Origin of the sequence: Synechococcus sp. A15-44 (assembly GCF_014280115.1) — a bacterium.
Taxonomy (GTDB): domain Bacteria; phylum Cyanobacteriota; class Cyanobacteriia; order PCC-6307; family Cyanobiaceae; genus Parasynechococcus.
The window spans coordinates 884,076-901,284 of record NZ_CP047938.1 but is presented as its reverse complement, the minus strand read 5'-3'; the positions used below and the strand labels follow the sequence as shown (position 1 = coordinate 901,284).

The window sequence follows — 17,209 nt, the reverse complement described above, 5'->3', positions numbered from 1 at the left end:
CATGACCACCACCAACTACGACCCACGCATCCTCAAGGCGCCGCACCCTGTCCCCGGTGCCCCGGACAACTGGAAGCGCTTCTTCAGCTTCAACACCGATGCCAAGGTGATCGGGATTCAGTACATCGCCACCTCGCTGTTCTTCCTGCTGGTGGGGGGATTGCTGGCGATGATCGTGCGCGGAGAACTGATCACACCGCCGGCGGACTTGGTGGATCCGAGTGTTTACAACGGCCTCTACACCATGCATGGAACAGTGATGCTGTTCCTATTCCTGTTCCCGATTCTCAACGGCTTCAACAACCTGTTGATCCCCACGATGATCGGTGCGCCGGACATGGCGTTCCCCAAGCTGAATGCGGCCGCCTTCTGGTTGGTGCCGCTGTTCGCGGTGGTGTTGATGGGGAGTTTCTTCGCCCCCGGGGGGCCGGCGTCATCGGGGTGGTGGTCCTACCCACCGATGAGCCTGCAGAACCCCCTAAACCACTTCATCAACGGCCAGTTTCTCTGGATTCTTGCGGTGGCTCTTTCGGGGATCTCCTCGATCATGGGCGCCGTCAATTTCGTGACGACGATCATCCGGATGCGGGCCCCCGGCATGGGCTTCTTCAAGATGCCGATCTTCGTGTGGACCGCCTGGGCCGCTCAGACCATCCAGCTTGTCGGCCTGCCCGCTCTGACCGGTGGTGCGGTGATGCTGCTGTTCGACCTCAGCTTCGGCACCAGCTTTTTCAGGCCTGAGGGCGGCGGTGATCCCGTGCTGTTTCAGCACTTCTTCTGGTTCTATTCGCACCCCGCCGTGTACGTGCTGGTGTTGCCGGTGTTCGGCATCTTCTCCGAGCTGTTCCCGGTTTATGCCCGCAAGCCCCTGTTCGGCTATCGCTTTGTGGCGATCGCCTCCTTCGGCATCACCTTCCTCAGCCTGATCGTGTGGGTGCACCACATGTTCTATTCGGGCACACCGATGTGGATGCGCAATCTGTTCATGGCCACCACGATGCTGATCGCCGTTCCCACCGGCGTGAAAGTGTTCGCCTGGCTGGGAACCCTGTGGAAAGGCAATCTCCGCCTCAGCACCCCGATGCTGTTCTGCCTCGGTGGCCTGTTCAACTTCATCTTCGCCGGCATCACCGGCGTGATGCTGGCCACCGTGCCCATCGACGTGCACGTGGGAAACACCTACTTCGTGGTGGCCCACTTCCACTACGTGATCTTCAACACGATCGGCTTCGGTGTGTTCGCTGGGATTTACCACTGGTTCCCCAAATTCACCGGCCGCATGTATTACGAGGGTCTTGGCAAGGTGCACTTCGCACTCACCTTCATCGGCGCCACCCTCAACTGGTTGCCCTTGCATTGGGCTGGGTTGCTGGGGATGCCGCGCAGGGTTGCCTCCTATGACCCGGAATTCGCCATCTGGAATGTGATCGCCAGCATCGGCGCCTTCATGCTCGGCGTCGCCTCCATCCCATTCATTCTCAACATGGTGAGCTCCTGGGCCCGGGGGCCTCAGGCTCCCCCCAATCCCTGGCGGGCCATCGGCCTGGAGTGGCTGCTGCCCTCACCGCCACCGGCTGAAAACTTCGAGGACGACATCCCCACCGTGATCAGCGAGCCCTACGGCTACGGCCTGGGGCACCCCCTCGTTGAGGACGAGGAGTTTTACGTGCGCCGTTCCCAGGAGGCCTGAGCCGATGACCAGCGTCAATCCCGATCTGCAGCTGAATCACACCCCGGGCCATGTGAAGCACGACGGTCACAACATGACCGGTTTCGTGATCTTCCTCTGCTCCGAGAGCGTCATTTTTCTGGCCTTCTTTGCCGGCTACGCCGTGCTCAAGCTCACAGCCCCCCAATGGCTACCGGATGGCGTCGAAGGGCTGGAGGTGCGCATGCCGCTGATCAACAGTGTTGTGCTGGTGAGCTCCAGCTTTGTGGCCTATTTCGCTGAGCGCTATCTGCACAAGGGCAACCTCTGGGGCTTCCGGGCGGTGTGGCTGCTCACCATGGCGATGGGCTCTTATTTCGTTTACGGCCAATACGTCGAATGGTCGGAACTCAGCTTCAGCCTCAGCAGCGGTGTGTTCGGCGGGATGTTCTATCTGCTCACCGGCTTTCACGGCCTTCACGTGATCACCGGCGTCCTGCTGATGGGCCTGATGTTGGCGCGTTCGTTTGTTCCCGGGAACTACGACAAAGGCGAGATGGGCGTTGCTGCGGTGAGCCTGTTCTGGCACTTCGTTGATGTGATCTGGATCCTTCTTTTCCTTCTGATCTACGTGTGGCAGTAATTCCATGATCATCGACGACAACCACTACGACGTGATCGTGATCGGCAGCGGCGCCGGCGGGGGAACCCTGGCGGGCGCCCTAAGCCGCAAGGGCAAGAACGTGCTGGTGCTGGAGCGCGGCGGAGCGATGGCCCTCGAAGACCAGAACGTCGCCGACGTGGATCTGTTCCGCAAGGATCGCTACCACCCCAAGGGCGAACGCTGGTTCGGCCCTGACGGCGATCCCTTTGCCCCGCAAACCACCTACGCCCGCGGTGGCAACACCAAGATCTGGGGCGCGGTGCTGGAACGCATGCGTGAAAAGGATTTTGAGGAGGTGGCCCTTCAGGACGGCATCTCACCGGCATGGCCCCTGGATTACGCCGAGCTGGAGCCCTACTACCAACAGGCCGAACAGCTGTATCGGGTGCATGGCAAGGCGGGGGTTGATCCCACCGAACCCAGGCGCAAGGGAGATTTCCTGGCGCCGCCCAAGCCCATCGAACCCTTCCTCGAACCCCTGCGCGGTGCCCTGCAGCGTCAGGGCTGTCAGCCCTACGACATCCCGATCAGTTGGTCGGAGGACGCCGACGATCCCAGTGGTGACGCCCAGTTGTTTGGGCTGCAGGTGGGTGAACCCAAACAGCTCAGCGTGCGTGATAACGCACGGGTGTTGCGCTTGCACGTGAATCCCAGTGGCCGCGCCATCCGGGCTGTGGAAGCAGACGTGAACGGCGATGCCTGGCTGTTCAGTGCGGATGTGGTGGTGCTCGCTGCGGGGGCGATCAACACCCCTGCGATCTTGATGCGCTCCGACAATGCCCACCACCCCAAGGGCATCAGCAACGGATCGGATCAGGTGGGCCGGAACCTGATGAATCTGCAGCTCACCTCGATCCTGCAGCTGGCCACGGAACGCAACAGTGGCCGCTACGGACGCTCCCTGGCAATCAACGACTACTACTGGGGAGACAAGAACGTCAGTTTCCCCCTGGGCCACATTCAGGCCGCCGGCGGCGTGCTGCAGGACGCGTTGTTTGCCGAGTCACCACCGGTGCTCTCGCTGGTGACCAAGCTCATCCCCGACTTCGGATTGGAGCGCCTGGCCTCCCGCTCGGTCGCCTGGTGGGCCATGACCGAGGTGCGTCCGGATCCCCACAACAAGGTGTGGCTCAACAACGAGCAGATCCGGATCAACTACATCGCCAACAACCGCGAGGCCCACGACCGGCTGGTGTACCGCTGGATCGACACCCTTAAAGAGGTGGAGAACGACCCGATCACCAAGGTGGTGCTGAAGGCTCCCACCCATGCCCGTGGGGAAGCCCCCCTGAGCGTGGTGGGCTTCGGCTGCGGCACGTGCCGGATGGGAGAAGACGCCGCCAGTTCTGTGGTGGACCCCCGGGGCAAGTGCCATGAGCTCGATAACCTCTACATCGCCGACAGCAGCATTTTTCCCAGCTGCCCGAGCGTTGGCCCAGGCCTCACGGTGATCGCATTAGCGCTGCGGCTTGCCGATCACCTGAGCTAACGGGGCGCCGTCGACTACATCGTCACGAACTCCTCTGAAACTGAGGGGTGCAGTGCCATGGTGCGATCGAAATCAGCCTTGGTGGCGCCCATCCCCACGGCAATCGCCGCCATCTGAATGATCTCCGCGGCATGCTCGCCCACCATGTGGCAGCCCAGCACCCGATCGGTGGCCTTCTCCACCACCAACTTGAGCAGACAACGGGAGCCGGAAGCGGGCAGGGCCCGCGCCATGGACCGGAAGCGGGCGCGATGCACAACAACACCATCCACGCCATGGCGTTCGATGGCCTGTTCCTCCGATAGGCCCACGGTCGCCAGCTCTGGATCGCTGAACACGGCACTGGCCACGAGGTCGTGGTTCACCTGCCGCTGACGCGACCCGAAGACGCTGTCGGCGAAGGCACGACCTTCATCAATGGCCACAGGCGTGAGGTTGACCCGATCGGTGACATCACCGACGGCATGGATGTGGGGAACCGAGGTGCAGGAGTTGGCATCGACCCTGATGCGGCCGTTCTCGGTCGCTACGCCGGCAGCATCCAGCCCAAGATCCGCAAGCCAGGGGCGACGCCCGGTGGCCATCAACACACCGCCGCAAGCCAAAGACTCACCCTTGCCCAGCCGCGCCGTCAGCGCCCCGGGCTCTCCCTCCACGGCCACCACCGTTTGCTCCAACAGCACCTCGATGCCCTGCTCATGCATGCCACCCAGCACGGCATCGGCCAACTCAGCATCAAAACCGCGCAACAAGCGCGGACCACGCACCACCTGGGTGACCGCAACACCAAGGCCCCGCAGGATGCAGGCGAACTCGCAGGCAATGAAGCCTGCGCCCACCACCACCACGGCTGAGGGGACATCCTCCAGCAGGAACATGTCGTCGCTGACCCAGGTGTGTTCAACCCCAGGAATCTCCGGCCGGGCCGGCCGGCCACCAACTGCCACCAGAAAGCGCGTGGCCGAGAGTTCCTCTCGCACAGGCCCACCGCGTTGATCGGAAATGCCAATGCGATCTGCTGCCGTGAAGCGTCCCCAACCGGAGATCAACTGAACGCCGGCCTTGTCCAGAAATCCGAGATGGAGGGCATTGAGCCGATCCACCTCGGCGCGCACCCGACGCAGGAGATCAGGCACATCCGAACGCACCGAACCGATCTCAAGGCCGTAGGCCGAGGCATCCGCCAATTGATGGCGGGCTTGGGCTCCGTACACCAAAAGCTTTTTGGGAACACAGCCGCGGATCACGCAGGTACCGCCGACGCGATCGCCCTCGACGATGGCGACGCGGGCTCCATGACGGGCCGCGCGTTTCACAGCAGCCAGACCACCGGAGCCTGCTCCGAGCACAACCAGATCCAGATCAGCGCCCATAACAGAAGGGTGCTCGAGACGACGGGCGTCATCGTAAAGATGGCGTTATGGTCCAGGGAAGGGGGCCATAAAGGCCCAAGACGAGTCGGTCGTATCTCAACCGCGTCCTAAAACCATGAATCGTTCTTCCAAGCGCCGCAGGCAGCCGCCTGAACCTGAGCTGCGCCTCAAACGTTCGCAACGCCGCGAGATCGTGATGATGATCACCAGCGACGACATGAAACTGCGGCTGAAGCAGTTGGCTGATCAGGGCCGCCAGCAGGACTGTCTGGCGCTGATGCACGAACTGGGTGACTGGCAGTCCTATGGACGGGCAACGCTTGCGCCGATCCTGCATGCGCCTTTCATCGGAATCAGCTGAACCCCTGAGCTGGTCGGACCTGGCCAGCCTGGCGATGCCGGAACCGAATCGGATTGAAGGGCCGACCAGTGCCCAGGCCACGTTGCGCCTGTTCGGACAGCCTGAATCCAACGTGATGGTCACGCTGTACCGCGACCACCACGCCTGGTGCCCCTACTGCCAAAAAATCTGGCTCTGGCTGGAGTTCAAGCGCATCCCCTACCGGATCCGCAAAGTCACCATGCGTTGCTACGGCCCGAAGGAGCCGTGGTTCCTGGAGAAAGTGCCCTCAGGGATGTTGCCGGCCCTGGAGCTCAACGGGCGGCTGATCACCGAAAGCGACGACATCCTGCTGGCCCTCGAACAGCAGTTCGGCCCCCTGGGCATGGCGATGACAGTGCCGGAAGCTCTGGAGCTGCGCCGTCTTGAACGGCTGCTGTTTCAGGCCTGGTGCATCTGGCTGTGTTCACCACGGCTGAGTCCGAGGCAACAGGTTCTGGCCCGAGAGCAGTTTCAAGACATCGCCCGGCGCTTCGAACGGGAGCTGAACCGGGACGAAGGCCCATGGCTTCGGGGCCCGGAGCCGCAGACCGTGGATCTGATCTTCGTTCCCTACGTGGAACGGATGAATGCCTCGCTGGCTTACTACAAGGGATACCGGCTGAGGGCTGAGCATCCAGCCATTGACCGCTGGTTCCGTGCCCTGGAGCAACTGGAGACCTACCGCGGCACCCAAAGCGACTTTCACACCCATGCCCATGACCTGCCGCCCCAGATGGGCGGCTGCTGGCCCGACGATGGAGCGGAAGCAAAGCGCCTGGCCGAACGGATCGACCGAGGTGATGGCCTCGGCGAGGACGAAGCCTGCTGGGATGCGGACCATCAAGCCGATCAGGCCGTCATCGCCCTGAGCCGGGTGCTGCGTCACCAGCAACGGCTGCGCGAGGTGAACCCCATGGGTGCTGCAGCCTTTGACCAGCCCCTGCGCTGTGCCCTCACCCGGTTGGTTCGCAACACCCCCTGCCCGCCTCCAGCGGGGAGTGCCGCCGGGCTGCGCTATCTGCGCGATCGCATTTCGGTGCCAAGGGATATGCCACTCCCGGCCGCTCGACTGCTGCGTCAGGCCCTTGAAGCCACCGCCCAGCTGGATGGCCCTGAGCAGGCCAAGCCCTTGCCGGTGAGGGATCGCTTTGATCAGGATCCCCGACCATTCTTAATTGGGTCATAGTGCAGGGGCGTCAACGCTGAGTCGTGCCCCTGCGGCTGCCCGCTTACCAACCGATCCCCGCCCCCGATCGGGGGACCGATCTGATTGAGGTGTCAGCGGCGCAGCTGCAGCCGACCCAGTGGTGTGTGGGACTGGCGGAGATTTGGTCGCGCGAGAAGGATTTCGCCCAGGACACCCGTCAGCAACGTCTTGACTACCTGCGCGGCAAACCGGTTCCTTTGATCCGATCTGCCGATGGCGCCATGTGGATGCTGGACCGGCACCACCGCCTGCGAGGCCTGATCGGCATTGATCCAGGGGCCACCACCTGGGGTTACGTGGTGGAGGAGCTGCCAACCGCCGACCGAAGCGCTGTGCTGGCCCATCTGCACAACCAGGGCTGGCTCTACCTCTACGACGGACGAGGCAACGGCCCTCGCCCGGCCGAGCAGCTGCCCACGAGCCTGCTGGGACTGGACGACGATCCCTACAGGAGCCTCGTGTGGAAGCTGAAGCAGGAGGGGTGGATCAAGCCTCAGCCCCTGATCCCGTATCACGAGTTTCGTTGGGGTGCCTGGCTGCGCAGCCGGCCCCTGCCCCCCTTCAGCTCCAGGCGCCTGGAGCCGGCACTCGCAGCAGCCCGCCAGCTGGTGTGCTCAGCCGCTGCACAGGACATGCCGGGCTGGAAAGGTGACAAGAAAGCCTGCCGCTGATCAGCGCTTCTTGCGGGAATCGATCTGCAGCAGATCCTTCACCTTCTGCACCTGACCGGCGAGCTGGGGGTCGGAGGCCAGTTTCTTCTCCACCTGCTCGATCGCGTACATCACCGTGGTGTGGTCTTTTCCGCCGAAGTTGTCGCCGATCCTCGGCAGGCTGAGGTCGGTGCCCTGGCGCATCAGGTACATCCCCACCTGACGGGCCTGGCTCACGGCGCGGCGACGGGTGCTGCTGCACATCTCCTCGGCCGTGACATCAAACACCTCAGACACCTTGTCGATCACCTGTTGCGGCGTGACCTCCACCCCCTGCCCCGTGGGGTCGAGCATCGGTGCCACGGATTCCACGGTCATCGGCAGCCCCGTGATGGAGGCGAAGGCCACAGCCCGGGTCAGGGCCCCTTCCAACTCGCGGATGTTCGAGGTGAAGCGACCGGCGATGTACTGGATCAGATCACGGGGCAGCGACATGCGCTCCTGCTCCGCTTTCTTCTGCAGAATCGCCATGCGTGTCTCCAGGTCAGGCGACTGAATGTCTGCGATCAGTCCCATCTGGAAGCGGGAGATCAAGCGCTGCTGCAAGCGTGGAATCTGACTGGGGGGACGATCACTGGCGATCACCACCTGACGCCCGGCCTCGTGCAGGGCATTGAAGGTGTGGAAGAACTCCTCTTGGGTGTACTCCTTGCCTTCGATGAATTGAATGTCGTCCACCAGGATCAAATCGGCAGCGCGATAGCGATCGCGAAAGGCCTGCATGCCGTCCTTGCGGATGGCCTGGATCAGGTCATTGGTGAAGGTTTCGGTGGAGACATAGGCCACCCGAGCCCCGGGATCGATTTCCAGTCGGTAGTGGCCGATGGCTTGCATCAAATGGGTTTTTCCCAGCCCCACACCGCCGCAGATGAACAGGGGGTTGAACTCCCGGCCCGGTGCTTCGGCCACAGCCAGAGCAGCCGCATGGGCCATCCGGCTGTTGGGGCCGACCACAAAACGGCCGAACACATAGCGGGGGTTGAGTCCGGGCAGGTAGCGCCGTGGGGAGCCGCTGCGGGCCGGAGCCGCCGCCGACTCCTGGGCCGCTGGCAGCCGAGCCGCATCACTGGGGGCTGAGGCCTCATCGCCAGTGTCCGGCAGCGGCAGAGCCGTTTCCGCAAGAACGGTCACCTGAACGGGCTGACCGTGGATGCTGCTGGCCATCTCAGCGATCGTGGGCAGCAACTGCTCCCGCAGACGAACACTGGCAAAAGGATTCGGTGCCAGAAGCTTCAGCTCTCCATCGGCAAAGCCGCTGCAACCCGTGGGGCGAATGAAGGTCTCGAAGGTGGGCTTGCTCAGCTTGGCCTGCAACCCATCCCGCACCTTGACCCAGAGCTCTTCGCCCGTCTGCACCAAAACCGCCCATCGCCCGAGAGCTGAATCTACGCATGCCAATTCGTTCAGGCCGTCTTAAATGCATCAGCACACATCTCGTCGTGATGCCCAACGCCCAGCATTGGCTCGCCATCGCCCTCGCCGGGAGCGCGCTTGCCGGTTGCAGCCTGGTGAGGGACCAGCTGGGATTAACCCCCAAAGCGCCGGTGACAGCCCCTCCGGTGGTGAATGATCAGCCCCGCAGCGCGCCTCTGCAACCGGGGGACAACGTGATCGTGAAAGCGGTGGATCGTGTTGGACCGGCCGTGGTGCGCATCGATGTGGTGAAGGAGATCTCCAACCCCTTCGGAGGGATTTTTGGGATGGGTCCCTCCAGCCAGCGACAGCAAGGCCAGGGATCCGGCTTCATCACCCGGGCCAGCGGCCTGATCTTCACCAACGAGCACGTTGTGCGCGGTGCGGATCAGGTGGCCGTGACCCTTCCGGATGGTCGCAATTTCAAGGGCAAGGTGCTCGGCACGGACCCCCTCACCGACGTGGCGGTGGTGAAAGTGGTAGCCGACAACCTGCCGGTGGCGGCCCTGGGCAACTCCGACCAGCTCAAGCCGGGGGAATGGGCCATTGCCATCGGCAATCCCTTCGGCCTGAACAACACCGTGACGGCCGGCATCATCAGCGCCGTCGGCCGCCTCAATGCGATCGGTGACGGCCAGCGGGTTCCCTACATCCAGACCGATGCAGCGGTGAACCCCGGCAACAGCGGCGGCCCGTTGATCAATGCCGCCGGTCAGGTGATCGGCATCAACACCGCGATCCGCACAGCCCCAGGTGGCGGCTTGAGTTTTGCGGTTCCGATCAACCTGGCCAAGCGGATCGCGCAACAGATCGTCAGCACCGGTCAGGCCTCCCATCCCTTCATCGGCGTGCAGCTGATGAACCTCACGCCGCAGCTGGCGCGGGAAATCAACGCCACCAACAGCGCCTGCACGGTGCCCGAGCTGAATGGCGTGTTGGTGAAGGAGGTGGTGAAAGGCACTCCTGCCGCTGCGGCCGGCATCCGCCAGTGCGATCTGATCCTCAAGGTGGAGAACAACCCCGTGCAAACCCCCACGGAAGTGCAACTCGCCGTGGACCGCGGCCAGGTGGGGGAACCGATGCAGCTCACCCTTCAACGCAATGGGAAAGAACTGATCGTGCAGGTGCGCCCGCGGGAACTGCCCCGCAACAACTGAGATGGTGCAGATCGTTGTGATGGCCCGCTGGCCATCACCGGGCCGATGCAAACGCCGCTTGAGCCGCGATCTCAACCATGAGCTGGGCTTGGCCAACAGCAGCGAACGCGCCACAAGGATCCAACGGCGGCTCACGCAGCACACCGCAGCGGTGCTGCGGGACCTCGCCGGCGCCATGGAGATCGAGCCGGTGCTGGCGGTGAGCGGACTCGGCCCCCGTGCGGCCACTCGCTGGGGGCAACAGCTGGGGCTGGGGCAGGTGCGGCTGCAGGGGAGGGGGCAACTCGGCACCCGATTGCGACGGCAATTGATGCACGGCCATCGCCACAACAGGCCCTGCCTCGTGATCGGCACGGATCTGCCCGAACTCAATCCCGATGATTTGAGGCAGGCCGTTGAGCGGTTGAAGCAGCATGACCTGGTGCTGGGGCCAGCCTCCGATGGGGGCTACTGGCTGCTGGGGATCGGCACATCCCTGATCCGCAGCCCGCAGCACTGGCCGCTGATCGGCATTCCCTGGGGCGGCCCCAAGGTGCTGGAGGCAACGCTGGAGGCGGCGCGCAGGCGGCAGCTCTCATCGGCCCTCGTGGCCCAACGAAATGATCTGGATCACTGGAGCGATCTGATGCCATGGCAGGGCTGAGCGTTGTGATTCCAACCCTGGAGGAAGACAGCAGGCTGCCGCTGCTGCTGGCGGATCTGCAGCGATGGCCGGGGGAGTTGGAGGTGATCGTCTCGGATGGCGGCAGCAGGGATCACACCCGGGCGGTGGCTCAGCTGGCCGGCGCCACCGTGCTCGACAGCCCCACCGCCGGGCGGGGTCCACAGCTGCGCTGGGGCGTTGGCCACAGCTCCCATGCCTGGGTGCTGGTGCTGCACGCCGACAGCCGCCTGCCGGACACCTGGCACCACAAGGTGGAGCAGATTCTGAGCAGCCCGGAGGGCCAACTCAGCGCCTGGTGCTTCGACTTCAAGGTGGAGGCGCATGGGCGGCCGATGCTGTGGCTGCTTGAGCGGATGGTGAACCTGCGCAGCCGTTGGCTGCAACGCCCTTACGGCGATCAGGGCCTGTTGATTCAGCGCCAGCTGTATGAGCGCGTGGGCGGCTACCGGCCTCTGGCGCTGATGGAAGACCTGGACCTGGTGGAACGCCTGAGCCAGGTCGCTCCCCTCCGTTCACTGAACTGTGCCCTGCTCACCAGCGCAGAGCGCTGGCAGAAGCGAAGCGTGCTGGTGCAGGCCTGGCGCAATGCCCGACTGCGCTGGCTGTGGCGGCAGGGGCGATCAACGGAGCAGCTGTTGCGGCTCTACCGGCGCTGAAGGATCCGATCAGTTGGCGTACCAGAAGGCACAGCGATGGCCCTGGGGCTCGAGATCCCAGCCCTGGCCCTGATAGAAGCTGACGACGCCCGGATCGGCGAACAGGCTGACCCGCTCGGTTCCCATCTGATCCAGGGCCTCGAGGATGTAAGCCATCATCTGCTTGCCCAGACCATTGCCCTGGTACAGGGGATGCACGGCCACGTCCCAGACGGTGGCTTCGAAAACACCATCCCCGGTGCAGCGGGCAAATCCCACCAGACGGGGCACCCGTGGGTCGTGCCGCCAGAGGCCAACTTTGAGCAGGCTGTGGCTGAGGGCTTTGCGCACCCGGCGAATCGGCCGGCGGCTCCAGCCCACCGCTTCCAGCAACTGCTCGAGTTCCACCAGATCGAAGGGGTACTCCTGGCTGAACACCAAGGTGATCTGGTCATTGGCGCAGGGGCAGAGACGCGCCCCCTGGCCGTACTGCTCCAACAGAGGATCAGCAGGCATGGGCAGAGGAGCGATCACAGACGCGCCAACCCCCGCTCCTGCAGATCAGCCAGCTGGGCGTAGAGCCCGCCACGGGCCCTTAGCTCGCGATGGGTTCCCTGCTCGATCAGTTCACCGCGGCGCAGCACAAGAATGCGGTCCGAGGCTTCCACCGTGGCCAGGCGATGGGCAATGACGATGGCGGTGCGCTTTTGCAGCAGGCGATCAAGATCAGCCTGCAGCGTCGCTTCCGTTGAAGGGTCCATGAAGGCGGTGGCTTCATCCATCACCAACACCGTTGGCTTGCGGATCGCCACCCGGGCCACCGCAAGCAGTTGGCGCTCGCCTGAAGAGAGGTTGCCGCCCCGCTCGCGCAGCTCCGTCTCCAGCCCGTTGGGAAGCTTGGCCAACAGCTCGTTGAGACCAAGCTCAGCACAGACCTGAGCCAGCTCTCGATCACTCACCGACGCATTGAGCCGAAGGTTGTCGGCCACATTGCCGCTGAACAGGAACGTGTCTTGAAGCACGACGCCCAACTCACGCCGGAGATCGGCCATCGGGATCGTGCGGATGTCCCGTCCATCCAGAAGGATGCGCCCCTGCTGAGGTTCATACAGGCGGCAGAGCAGGCGGATGATCGTGCTTTTGCCCGACCCCGTGGGGCCCACCAGGGCGACATGTTCTCCGGGGGCGATGCGGAAGGAGAGGTTGCGGAGGATCGGATCGTCCGGCCGATAGGCGAAGCTCACGTTCTCGAAGATCACCTCGCCGCCACCGCCACTCACGTGGGGGAGAACCCCTTTGGCCTCAGCGATCTCGAGGGGCTCCTCCATCAACTCGCCGATGCGTTCGACCGCCGTGAGCCCACCCTGGATCTGGGTGAAACGCTCCGCCAGCTGACGCAGCGGATCAAACAGGCGTTGGGAGGCCAGGATGAAGGTGGTGAGGGTGCCAAGGCCCATGGCGCCATTGGTCACCATCAAGCCGCCAAGGGCCAGAACCAGGGCAATGGCGGCCAGAGCCACCCATTCCAGGAAGGCTGAAATGCTGCTGTCGAAAAAGATCGTTCCGTTCACAGCGCTGCGGTAGTGCATGCCGGTGCGCAGGAAGCGGGCGCTGTTGACCGTTTCACGGCCATACATCTGAACCACCTCGAGGCCCTGGAGGTTCTCCTGGAAATCGGCATTGAGCTGGGAAAGCTCTTCACGCACGCGGTAATTGGCCTTGCGGTAACGGCGCTGCAGCCAAAGCACGGCCAGGGTGACGGGCACCTGCGTGAACAACAGCAGCAGCCCCAGCCTCCACTCGATGAACAACATCGTTGAGGCCAGCACCAGCAGGCTCACCAGATCATTGAGCACGCCCACGGCACCACTGCCAAACACCTCGGCCAGGGCATCCACATCGCTGGTGAGCCGTGTGAGCAACTTGCCCACCGGCATGCGGTCGTGAAACCGCAGGGACAGCGACAACGCATGTTCAAAGAGGTCGTCGCGGATTCGAGCTGTGAGCCGTTGTCCGACGGCCAGGATGCTGAATTGCTGCACCCCCTGCAGGCCGAGCCGCAGCAGCACGGAAACGAAGTAGAGCCCAATGATCACGCGGATCGAGGCAGAGAGGCTCATCCCCGAAAGGAAGGGAAGACTGGGCTCTCCGCGCAGGACGCTGACGGCCTGACCGAGCAGAACGGGCTGCAGTGCTCCGGCAAAGGCCAAGGGCAGCAGCAGCAGCAGGGCCACCAGCAGCCGCCGGCGATCCCGCACGAGATAACGGCCCAGACGACGGACCCGGCGCCAGTCGGCGACGGCCCCCATCAGCTGGAGCTCCCGACGGGTGTTGCTGAGCGGATCGCATCAACGATGGAGGCCAAGGGGCCGTGGTCGAGGCGAACCGACAGGGGGTGCCCCACCAGTCGAGCTGTGGAGTGGAACAGGTCTTCGATGGCGATCAGGCCGTTCTCCCGCAGGGTGCGACCGGTGGCCACCAGGTCGACAATCGCTTCTGACATACCGGTGATTGGCCCCAGCTCCACCGAGCCATTGAGGTGAACCAACTCAACGGGAAGGTCGAGGGCATCGAAATATTCCCGGGCGCAGTGGGTGAATTTGCTGGCGACGCGGCAGTGGGCGGGCAGATCAGCAGCCCGGGTGTAACCACTGCTCTCCTGAACCGCCACAGCCATGCGGCAGCCACCAAAGCCCAGGTCCACCAGTTGAGCGACGGGGAGTTGATGCTCCTTGAGCACGTCGTAACCCACCACCCCCAGCTGAGCCTGGCCGTAGGCCACATAGGTGGGCACATCGCCGTTGCGAACCAGCAGGGCCCGGGCGCGCCCGCAGGGGGTGGGCACCATCAACTGGCGGTTGTTCTTGTCAAGAACAGCGGAGAAATCAAGACCAGCCGCCGCAAAGCGTGCCACCGAGTCTTTGAGCAGCGCTCCTTTGGCCAACGCGACGGTGATCATGGGTCCAGCGCTGACCGGTTAACCAGGCAGGACTTTAACGATGCATTCCTCACTTCATGCCCTGCCGGTGCTCCACGACAACGTGATCTGGATCTGGGTGAGGGGCGCGGAGGCCGTGGTGATCGACCCCGCCGTGGCGCCTCCGGTGCGCGAGTGGCTGGACGAACGGCAGTTGCGCCTGGCCGCCGTGCTGCAGACCCATCACCACGCCGACCACATCGGCGGCACACCGGAGTTGCTGGAACGCTGGCCCGAGGCTGCTGTGATTGCCGCCGCGGAAGACCGGGAGCGGATCCCGTTCCAGACCATGCCGGTGCGGGATGGGGACCAGATCACTGTTCTTGGGCACGAGGTGGAGGTGCTGGATGTGGCGGCCCACACCCGGGCCCACATCGCCTTTTTCGTCCCAAAGCCCGAGGGCGGCGAGATCGGGCCCCTGTTGTTCTGCGGGGACACCCTGTTCAGCGGGGGCTGTGGCCGGCTGTTTGAAGGCAGCGCTGAACAGATGCATCAGGCCCTGCAGAAGCTGGCGGAACTGCCCGAAGCCACAAGGGTTTGTTGTGCCCACGAGTACACCGAGGCCAACCTGCAATGGGCCGTGGAGCAACGCCCCAGCGACGCAGTTCTGGCTGAGCGCTACCGGGAGGTGAGGACGCTGCGTGCCCAAGGAGAGCTCAGCCTGCCCAGCAGCATCGCCATGGAACGCCGCACCAACCTGTTCATGCAGGCCGGTTCAGCCGCGGAGTTGGCCGTGCTGCGTCAGCACAAGGACCAGTGGCGGCCGGCATGAGCGATGGCGAAGCAGGGGATCACCAACGGCGATGATCGTGGTGATTGCTGTTGAGAACCAGCCCATGAGCGCCAAGGCCATCACCACTCAAGACGCACCTGCACCGGTTGGGCCTTACAACCAGGCAGTGCTGGCCGGCGAGTGGCTCTATTGCTCCGGGCAGATTCCACTGGATCCAGCCACCGGCGCGATGGTGGGGAACGGTGATGTGGCGGCGGAAACACATCAGGTGCTGAAAAACCTCTGTGCTGTGCTGAAAGAAGCTGGCGCCACCCCGGTTCAGGTGGTGCGCACCACGGTGTTCCTGGCGGACCTGGGCGATTTCGCAACCGTGAATGGCATCTATGCCGAGGTGTTCGGCGAGGGGGTCAGCCCAGCCCGCGCCTGCGTTCAGGTGGCAGCCCTCCCCAAGGGAGCACGGGTGGAAATCGACTGCGTCGCCTGGCTCGGCAGCTGAGCCTGGCCCGCGGGGGCATAGGTTGGAACTGGCTTCAGTGGTCCTATGCCTCAGGCGAAACTCACCATCGGTGAATTAGAGGCGGGCTATCCGATGTATTGCAAGGCGCTACGGCGTCTCCTCCAGCAGGGAAAAACCGTTCAAGACATTGAGCGCACCGTCTGCTGGGGGCATCTGGAAACGCTGAACCGCTGCCTGCCCACCCGCTACAAATCGCCCTCCTACCTGCTGGCCCTGATCCGCCGCGACCTGGAGAATCCAAAAGAGGATTGAGAGCGGTTGTCTCAGCGTTTTCCCAGCGTTCTCGTGGCCAACGCTTCAATTTGAACTGAAAACAGGCGTTAAACCAGGCTGAGAATCAACGGCCTGGCATGACCCGCTGTATTTTTCGCAAGCCCAAAAGGCGACTCAAGCTGAGTCAGGGGCTTGGGGTTATCACAGTGATGCTGGGAGCTTTCCTATGTCTGGAACTGCAGAGCGAGCTGAATCCCAAGCCGTCGACGATGCATGGGACACCCTTGCTTAGGGAAAGCGGGACAATGCAGGGATGGACATCGAACATCTCGAGCAGATTGCCGCAGTGATCGTGACGGCAGGACTGGTGGCCGGAAATTTCCTGATGTTCACCCCCTGGCGCAATGGGGAGGATCCAAGGCGGCGGCAACCGCAAAGCCTGATGCCCCAGAACGAGTCTGTTGTTCATGTTTCTCATAGAGGAATTACAAGAGAAACTCGCATCCCTGATTAGGGGGAGAAACTCCAACTGCGTCCTCCCTCATTCGAGGGAGGGGCTGCTGGATATCACCAAATCCAAGCGCTTGGATTTGTGATCTTCTTAGGGTGATCTGATGCACCCACTCGAGCTGTTCGATCGTTTTCGTCGCAGGTTTGGCTGGTTTCTGCCAGGTCGCCAGCTGTGGGAACGCAACCCTGATCAAGTGGCCCCGAATCGCTGTGATGACTGGCTCTTGGAGCCCCCGAGCCTGGAGGAGGCCCGTTTGTTGTTTCCTCAATTGGATGAGGAGCGGGCCTTGCTTCGCTACCAGCAACTCCGCCTGGAAATGCGGGAGCGTGACGGCCGCGGTTTTTGATCAGCCAGCCCAATTGCTGCTGCCATAGCGGGGCTCAGGGCGTGGCCAACAAGAAAAAACCCAGGCGGCTCTCAATCCACCTGGGTCGTATCCCTCGCTGCTCAGCCAGTTAAAGAGCTTGTGACCGGTTTGTTCTGAGGCTCAGCTGAGAGTTGTGTTCTCCTCAGTCTGAGAGAGCCGACAGCGTCAGGAAGTTGGTGATGTCACCGCCATTGCAGTAGTGGACAGCCACAGGACGCTCCAAGAATCCAGGCTTGCCGTCCTTGTCGAGAAACTCAACCCCAGTCAGCTTGACGATGGCGTCTTCTGAGTTTTTGACGCAGTTCACGAACTCCTTGGATTGCTTGGCGATCGGCGCGAGCAAGACGAGCGCTCCAAGAACAGCGGCCCCAATCAGGCCCTTCTCCACGTTGATCTGCATGCTTGTCGTTGATGAACCCCCGGGTTGTACAGGGATGCCATGCCACTAGCCAGTGATCTGAGCGACAACCGTCATTGACTTCAGCGGGCCCCTTAGCCCGCCTCAAAGGCCAAGCCCACGGTGCCGCCGGTGCCCCAAGTCAATGCGCC

20 protein-coding genes are annotated in these 17,209 nt (G+C 63.2%); 14 read left to right on the top strand and 6 right to left on the bottom strand.

Annotated elements, in window-relative coordinates; genetic code table 11:
- The first annotated feature begins 1 nt into the window (after position 1).
- The 3 genes from SynA1544_RS04940 to SynA1544_RS04930 are packed head-to-tail and all read left to right on the top strand — an operon-like array spanning position 2 to position 3,801.
- Positions 2-1,690 (top strand): cbb3-type cytochrome c oxidase subunit I, encoded by a 1,689-nt coding sequence (locus tag SynA1544_RS04940; protein ID WP_186508906.1) that lies wholly within the window; start codon positions 2-4, stop codon positions 1,688-1,690.
- A 4-nt stretch (positions 1,691-1,694) separates the two neighbouring features.
- Positions 1,695-2,291 (top strand): heme-copper oxidase subunit III, encoded by a 597-nt coding sequence (locus SynA1544_RS04935; protein ID WP_186515032.1) that lies wholly within the window; start codon positions 1,695-1,697, stop codon positions 2,289-2,291.
- Positions 2,292-2,295: 4 nt separating this feature from the next.
- A complete protein-coding gene (locus tag SynA1544_RS04930; RefSeq protein ID WP_186515031.1) occupies positions 2,296-3,801 on the top strand; it encodes a GMC oxidoreductase in 1,506 nt (501 codons plus the stop codon).
- Between the two features lie 14 nt (positions 3,802-3,815).
- Here SynA1544_RS04930 and gorA read toward each other — a convergent pair whose 3' ends face one another.
- Positions 3,816-5,174: a glutathione-disulfide reductase gene (gene gorA, locus SynA1544_RS04925; protein ID WP_186515030.1), complete on the bottom strand. Its 1,359-nt coding sequence runs from the start codon at positions 5,172-5,174 to the stop codon at positions 3,816-3,818.
- 115 nt (positions 5,175-5,289) lie between these two features.
- On the opposite strand from gorA, the gene SynA1544_RS04920 reads away from it, so the two are divergent.
- From SynA1544_RS04920 to SynA1544_RS04910, 3 genes are read left to right on the top strand one after another with little or no spacing between them, the layout of a single operon-like run.
- Positions 5,290-5,535 (top strand): hypothetical protein, encoded by a 246-nt coding sequence (locus SynA1544_RS04920; RefSeq protein WP_041434546.1) that lies wholly within the window; start codon positions 5,290-5,292, stop codon positions 5,533-5,535.
- Entirely contained in the window at positions 5,510-6,742 is a 1,233-nt protein-coding gene (locus tag SynA1544_RS04915) for a glutathione S-transferase family protein (RefSeq protein WP_186515029.1), read from the top strand. The genes SynA1544_RS04920 and SynA1544_RS04915 overlap by 26 nt, the downstream gene beginning before the upstream one ends.
- A 23-nt stretch (positions 6,743-6,765) precedes the next feature.
- The gene (locus tag SynA1544_RS04910; protein WP_114988355.1) at positions 6,766-7,434 is read left to right on the top strand and encodes a ParB-like protein; all 669 of its coding nucleotides are present in this window, start codon (positions 6,766-6,768) and stop codon (positions 7,432-7,434) included.
- On the opposite strand, the gene dnaA is transcribed toward SynA1544_RS04910, so the two are convergent.
- The gene (gene dnaA, locus SynA1544_RS04905) at positions 7,435-8,832 is read right to left on the bottom strand and encodes a chromosomal replication initiator protein DnaA (protein ID WP_186515028.1); all 1,398 of its coding nucleotides are present in this window, start codon (positions 8,830-8,832) and stop codon (positions 7,435-7,437) included. It abuts the gene before it with no gap.
- A gap of 83 nt (positions 8,833-8,915) precedes the next feature.
- Here dnaA and SynA1544_RS04900 point away from each other — a divergent pair, with 83 nt between their 5' ends.
- Genes SynA1544_RS04900 through SynA1544_RS04890 form a run of 3 tightly spaced genes read left to right on the top strand, consistent with a single transcriptional unit; the run spans position 8,916 to position 11,363 of the window.
- Positions 8,916-10,043 (top strand): trypsin-like peptidase domain-containing protein, encoded by a 1,128-nt coding sequence (locus SynA1544_RS04900; protein ID WP_255477726.1) that lies wholly within the window; start codon positions 8,916-8,918, stop codon positions 10,041-10,043.
- A gap of 1 nt (position 10,044) precedes the next feature.
- Positions 10,045-10,686, top strand: a complete 642-nt coding sequence (locus SynA1544_RS04895; RefSeq protein WP_255477725.1) for a TIGR04282 family arsenosugar biosynthesis glycosyltransferase — start codon at positions 10,045-10,047, stop codon at positions 10,684-10,686.
- Positions 10,674-11,363 (top strand): TIGR04283 family arsenosugar biosynthesis glycosyltransferase, encoded by a 690-nt coding sequence (locus SynA1544_RS04890; RefSeq protein ID WP_186515026.1) that lies wholly within the window; start codon positions 10,674-10,676, stop codon positions 11,361-11,363. Before SynA1544_RS04895 ends, SynA1544_RS04890 begins: the two co-directional genes overlap by 13 nt.
- A gap of 9 nt (positions 11,364-11,372) precedes the next feature.
- Here the strand turns inward: SynA1544_RS04890 and SynA1544_RS04885 are convergent, their stop codons facing one another.
- From SynA1544_RS04885 to hisG, 3 genes are read right to left on the bottom strand one after another with little or no spacing between them, the layout of a single operon-like run.
- Positions 11,373-11,858 (bottom strand): GNAT family N-acetyltransferase, encoded by a 486-nt coding sequence (locus SynA1544_RS04885; protein WP_115009240.1) that lies wholly within the window; start codon positions 11,856-11,858, stop codon positions 11,373-11,375.
- 14 nt (positions 11,859-11,872) lie between these two features.
- On the bottom strand, positions 11,873-13,651 hold the full coding sequence (locus SynA1544_RS04880; protein WP_115008812.1) for an ABC transporter ATP-binding protein: 1,779 nt from the start codon (positions 13,649-13,651) through the stop codon (positions 11,873-11,875).
- Positions 13,651-14,301, bottom strand: a complete 651-nt coding sequence (hisG, locus tag SynA1544_RS04875; protein WP_186515025.1) for an ATP phosphoribosyltransferase — start codon at positions 14,299-14,301, stop codon at positions 13,651-13,653. The genes SynA1544_RS04880 and hisG overlap by 1 nt, the downstream gene beginning before the upstream one ends.
- 40 nt (positions 14,302-14,341) lie before the next feature.
- On the opposite strand from hisG, the gene gloB reads away from it, so the two are divergent.
- The 5 genes from gloB to SynA1544_RS04850 all read left to right on the top strand — a co-directional run bounded on the left by gloB (position 14,342) and on the right by SynA1544_RS04850 (position 16,639).
- On the top strand, positions 14,342-15,091 hold the full coding sequence (gene gloB / locus SynA1544_RS04870) for a hydroxyacylglutathione hydrolase (RefSeq protein ID WP_186515024.1): 750 nt from the start codon (positions 14,342-14,344) through the stop codon (positions 15,089-15,091).
- Positions 15,092-15,155: 64 nt separating this feature from the next.
- Positions 15,156-15,548: a RidA family protein gene (locus tag SynA1544_RS04865; protein WP_186515023.1), complete on the top strand. Its 393-nt coding sequence runs from the start codon at positions 15,156-15,158 to the stop codon at positions 15,546-15,548.
- Between the two features lie 45 nt (positions 15,549-15,593).
- Entirely contained in the window at positions 15,594-15,821 is a 228-nt protein-coding gene (locus SynA1544_RS04860; protein WP_006850228.1) for a DUF3136 domain-containing protein, read from the top strand.
- Positions 15,822-16,095: 274 nt separating this feature from the next.
- Complete coding sequence (locus tag SynA1544_RS04855; RefSeq protein ID WP_186515022.1) at positions 16,096-16,296, top strand: hypothetical protein; 201 nt, start codon at positions 16,096-16,098, stop codon at positions 16,294-16,296.
- A gap of 100 nt (positions 16,297-16,396) precedes the next feature.
- Positions 16,397-16,639, top strand: a complete 243-nt coding sequence (locus SynA1544_RS04850; RefSeq protein ID WP_186515021.1) for a hypothetical protein — start codon at positions 16,397-16,399, stop codon at positions 16,637-16,639.
- 163 nt (positions 16,640-16,802) lie between these two features.
- On the opposite strand, the gene SynA1544_RS04845 is transcribed toward SynA1544_RS04850, so the two are convergent.
- Entirely contained in the window at positions 16,803-17,060 is a 258-nt protein-coding gene (locus SynA1544_RS04845) for a hypothetical protein (RefSeq protein WP_186515020.1), read from the bottom strand.
- Between the last annotated feature and the right edge of the window lie 149 nt (positions 17,061-17,209).

Excerpts from the sequence above, each read along its gene's own strand:
- SynA1544_RS04940 (WP_186508906.1), top strand. The coding sequence starts at position 2 with ATGACCACCACCAACTACGACCCACGCATCCTCAAGGCGCCGCACCCT.
- SynA1544_RS04935 (WP_186515032.1), top strand. The coding sequence starts at position 1,695 with ATGACCAGCGTCAATCCCGATCTGCAGCTGAATCACACCCCGGGCCAT.
- SynA1544_RS04930 (WP_186515031.1), top strand. The coding sequence starts at position 2,296 with ATGATCATCGACGACAACCACTACGACGTGATCGTGATCGGCAGCGGC.
- gorA (WP_186515030.1), bottom strand. The coding sequence starts at position 5,174 with ATGGGCGCTGATCTGGATCTGGTTGTGCTCGGAGCAGGCTCCGGTGGT.
- SynA1544_RS04920 (WP_041434546.1), top strand. The coding sequence starts at position 5,290 with ATGAATCGTTCTTCCAAGCGCCGCAGGCAGCCGCCTGAACCTGAGCTG.
- SynA1544_RS04915 (WP_186515029.1), top strand. The coding sequence starts at position 5,510 with ATGCGCCTTTCATCGGAATCAGCTGAACCCCTGAGCTGGTCGGACCTG.
- SynA1544_RS04900 (WP_255477726.1), top strand. The coding sequence starts at position 8,916 with ATGCCCAACGCCCAGCATTGGCTCGCCATCGCCCTCGCCGGGAGCGCG.
- SynA1544_RS04895 (WP_255477725.1), top strand. The coding sequence starts at position 10,045 with ATGGTGCAGATCGTTGTGATGGCCCGCTGGCCATCACCGGGCCGATGC.
- SynA1544_RS04890 (WP_186515026.1), top strand. The coding sequence starts at position 10,674 with ATGGCAGGGCTGAGCGTTGTGATTCCAACCCTGGAGGAAGACAGCAGG.
- SynA1544_RS04885 (WP_115009240.1), bottom strand. The coding sequence starts at position 11,858 with ATGCCTGCTGATCCTCTGTTGGAGCAGTACGGCCAGGGGGCGCGTCTC.
- SynA1544_RS04880 (WP_115008812.1), bottom strand. The coding sequence starts at position 13,651 with ATGGGGGCCGTCGCCGACTGGCGCCGGGTCCGTCGTCTGGGCCGTTAT.
- hisG (WP_186515025.1), bottom strand. The coding sequence starts at position 14,301 with ATGATCACCGTCGCGTTGGCCAAAGGAGCGCTGCTCAAAGACTCGGTG.
- gloB (WP_186515024.1), top strand. The coding sequence starts at position 14,342 with ATGCATTCCTCACTTCATGCCCTGCCGGTGCTCCACGACAACGTGATC.
- SynA1544_RS04865 (WP_186515023.1), top strand. The coding sequence starts at position 15,156 with ATGAGCGCCAAGGCCATCACCACTCAAGACGCACCTGCACCGGTTGGG.
- SynA1544_RS04860 (WP_006850228.1), top strand. The coding sequence starts at position 15,594 with ATGCCTCAGGCGAAACTCACCATCGGTGAATTAGAGGCGGGCTATCCG.
- SynA1544_RS04855 (WP_186515022.1), top strand. The coding sequence starts at position 16,096 with ATGGACATCGAACATCTCGAGCAGATTGCCGCAGTGATCGTGACGGCA.
- SynA1544_RS04850 (WP_186515021.1), top strand. The coding sequence starts at position 16,397 with ATGCACCCACTCGAGCTGTTCGATCGTTTTCGTCGCAGGTTTGGCTGG.
- SynA1544_RS04845 (WP_186515020.1), bottom strand. The coding sequence starts at position 17,060 with ATGCAGATCAACGTGGAGAAGGGCCTGATTGGGGCCGCTGTTCTTGGA.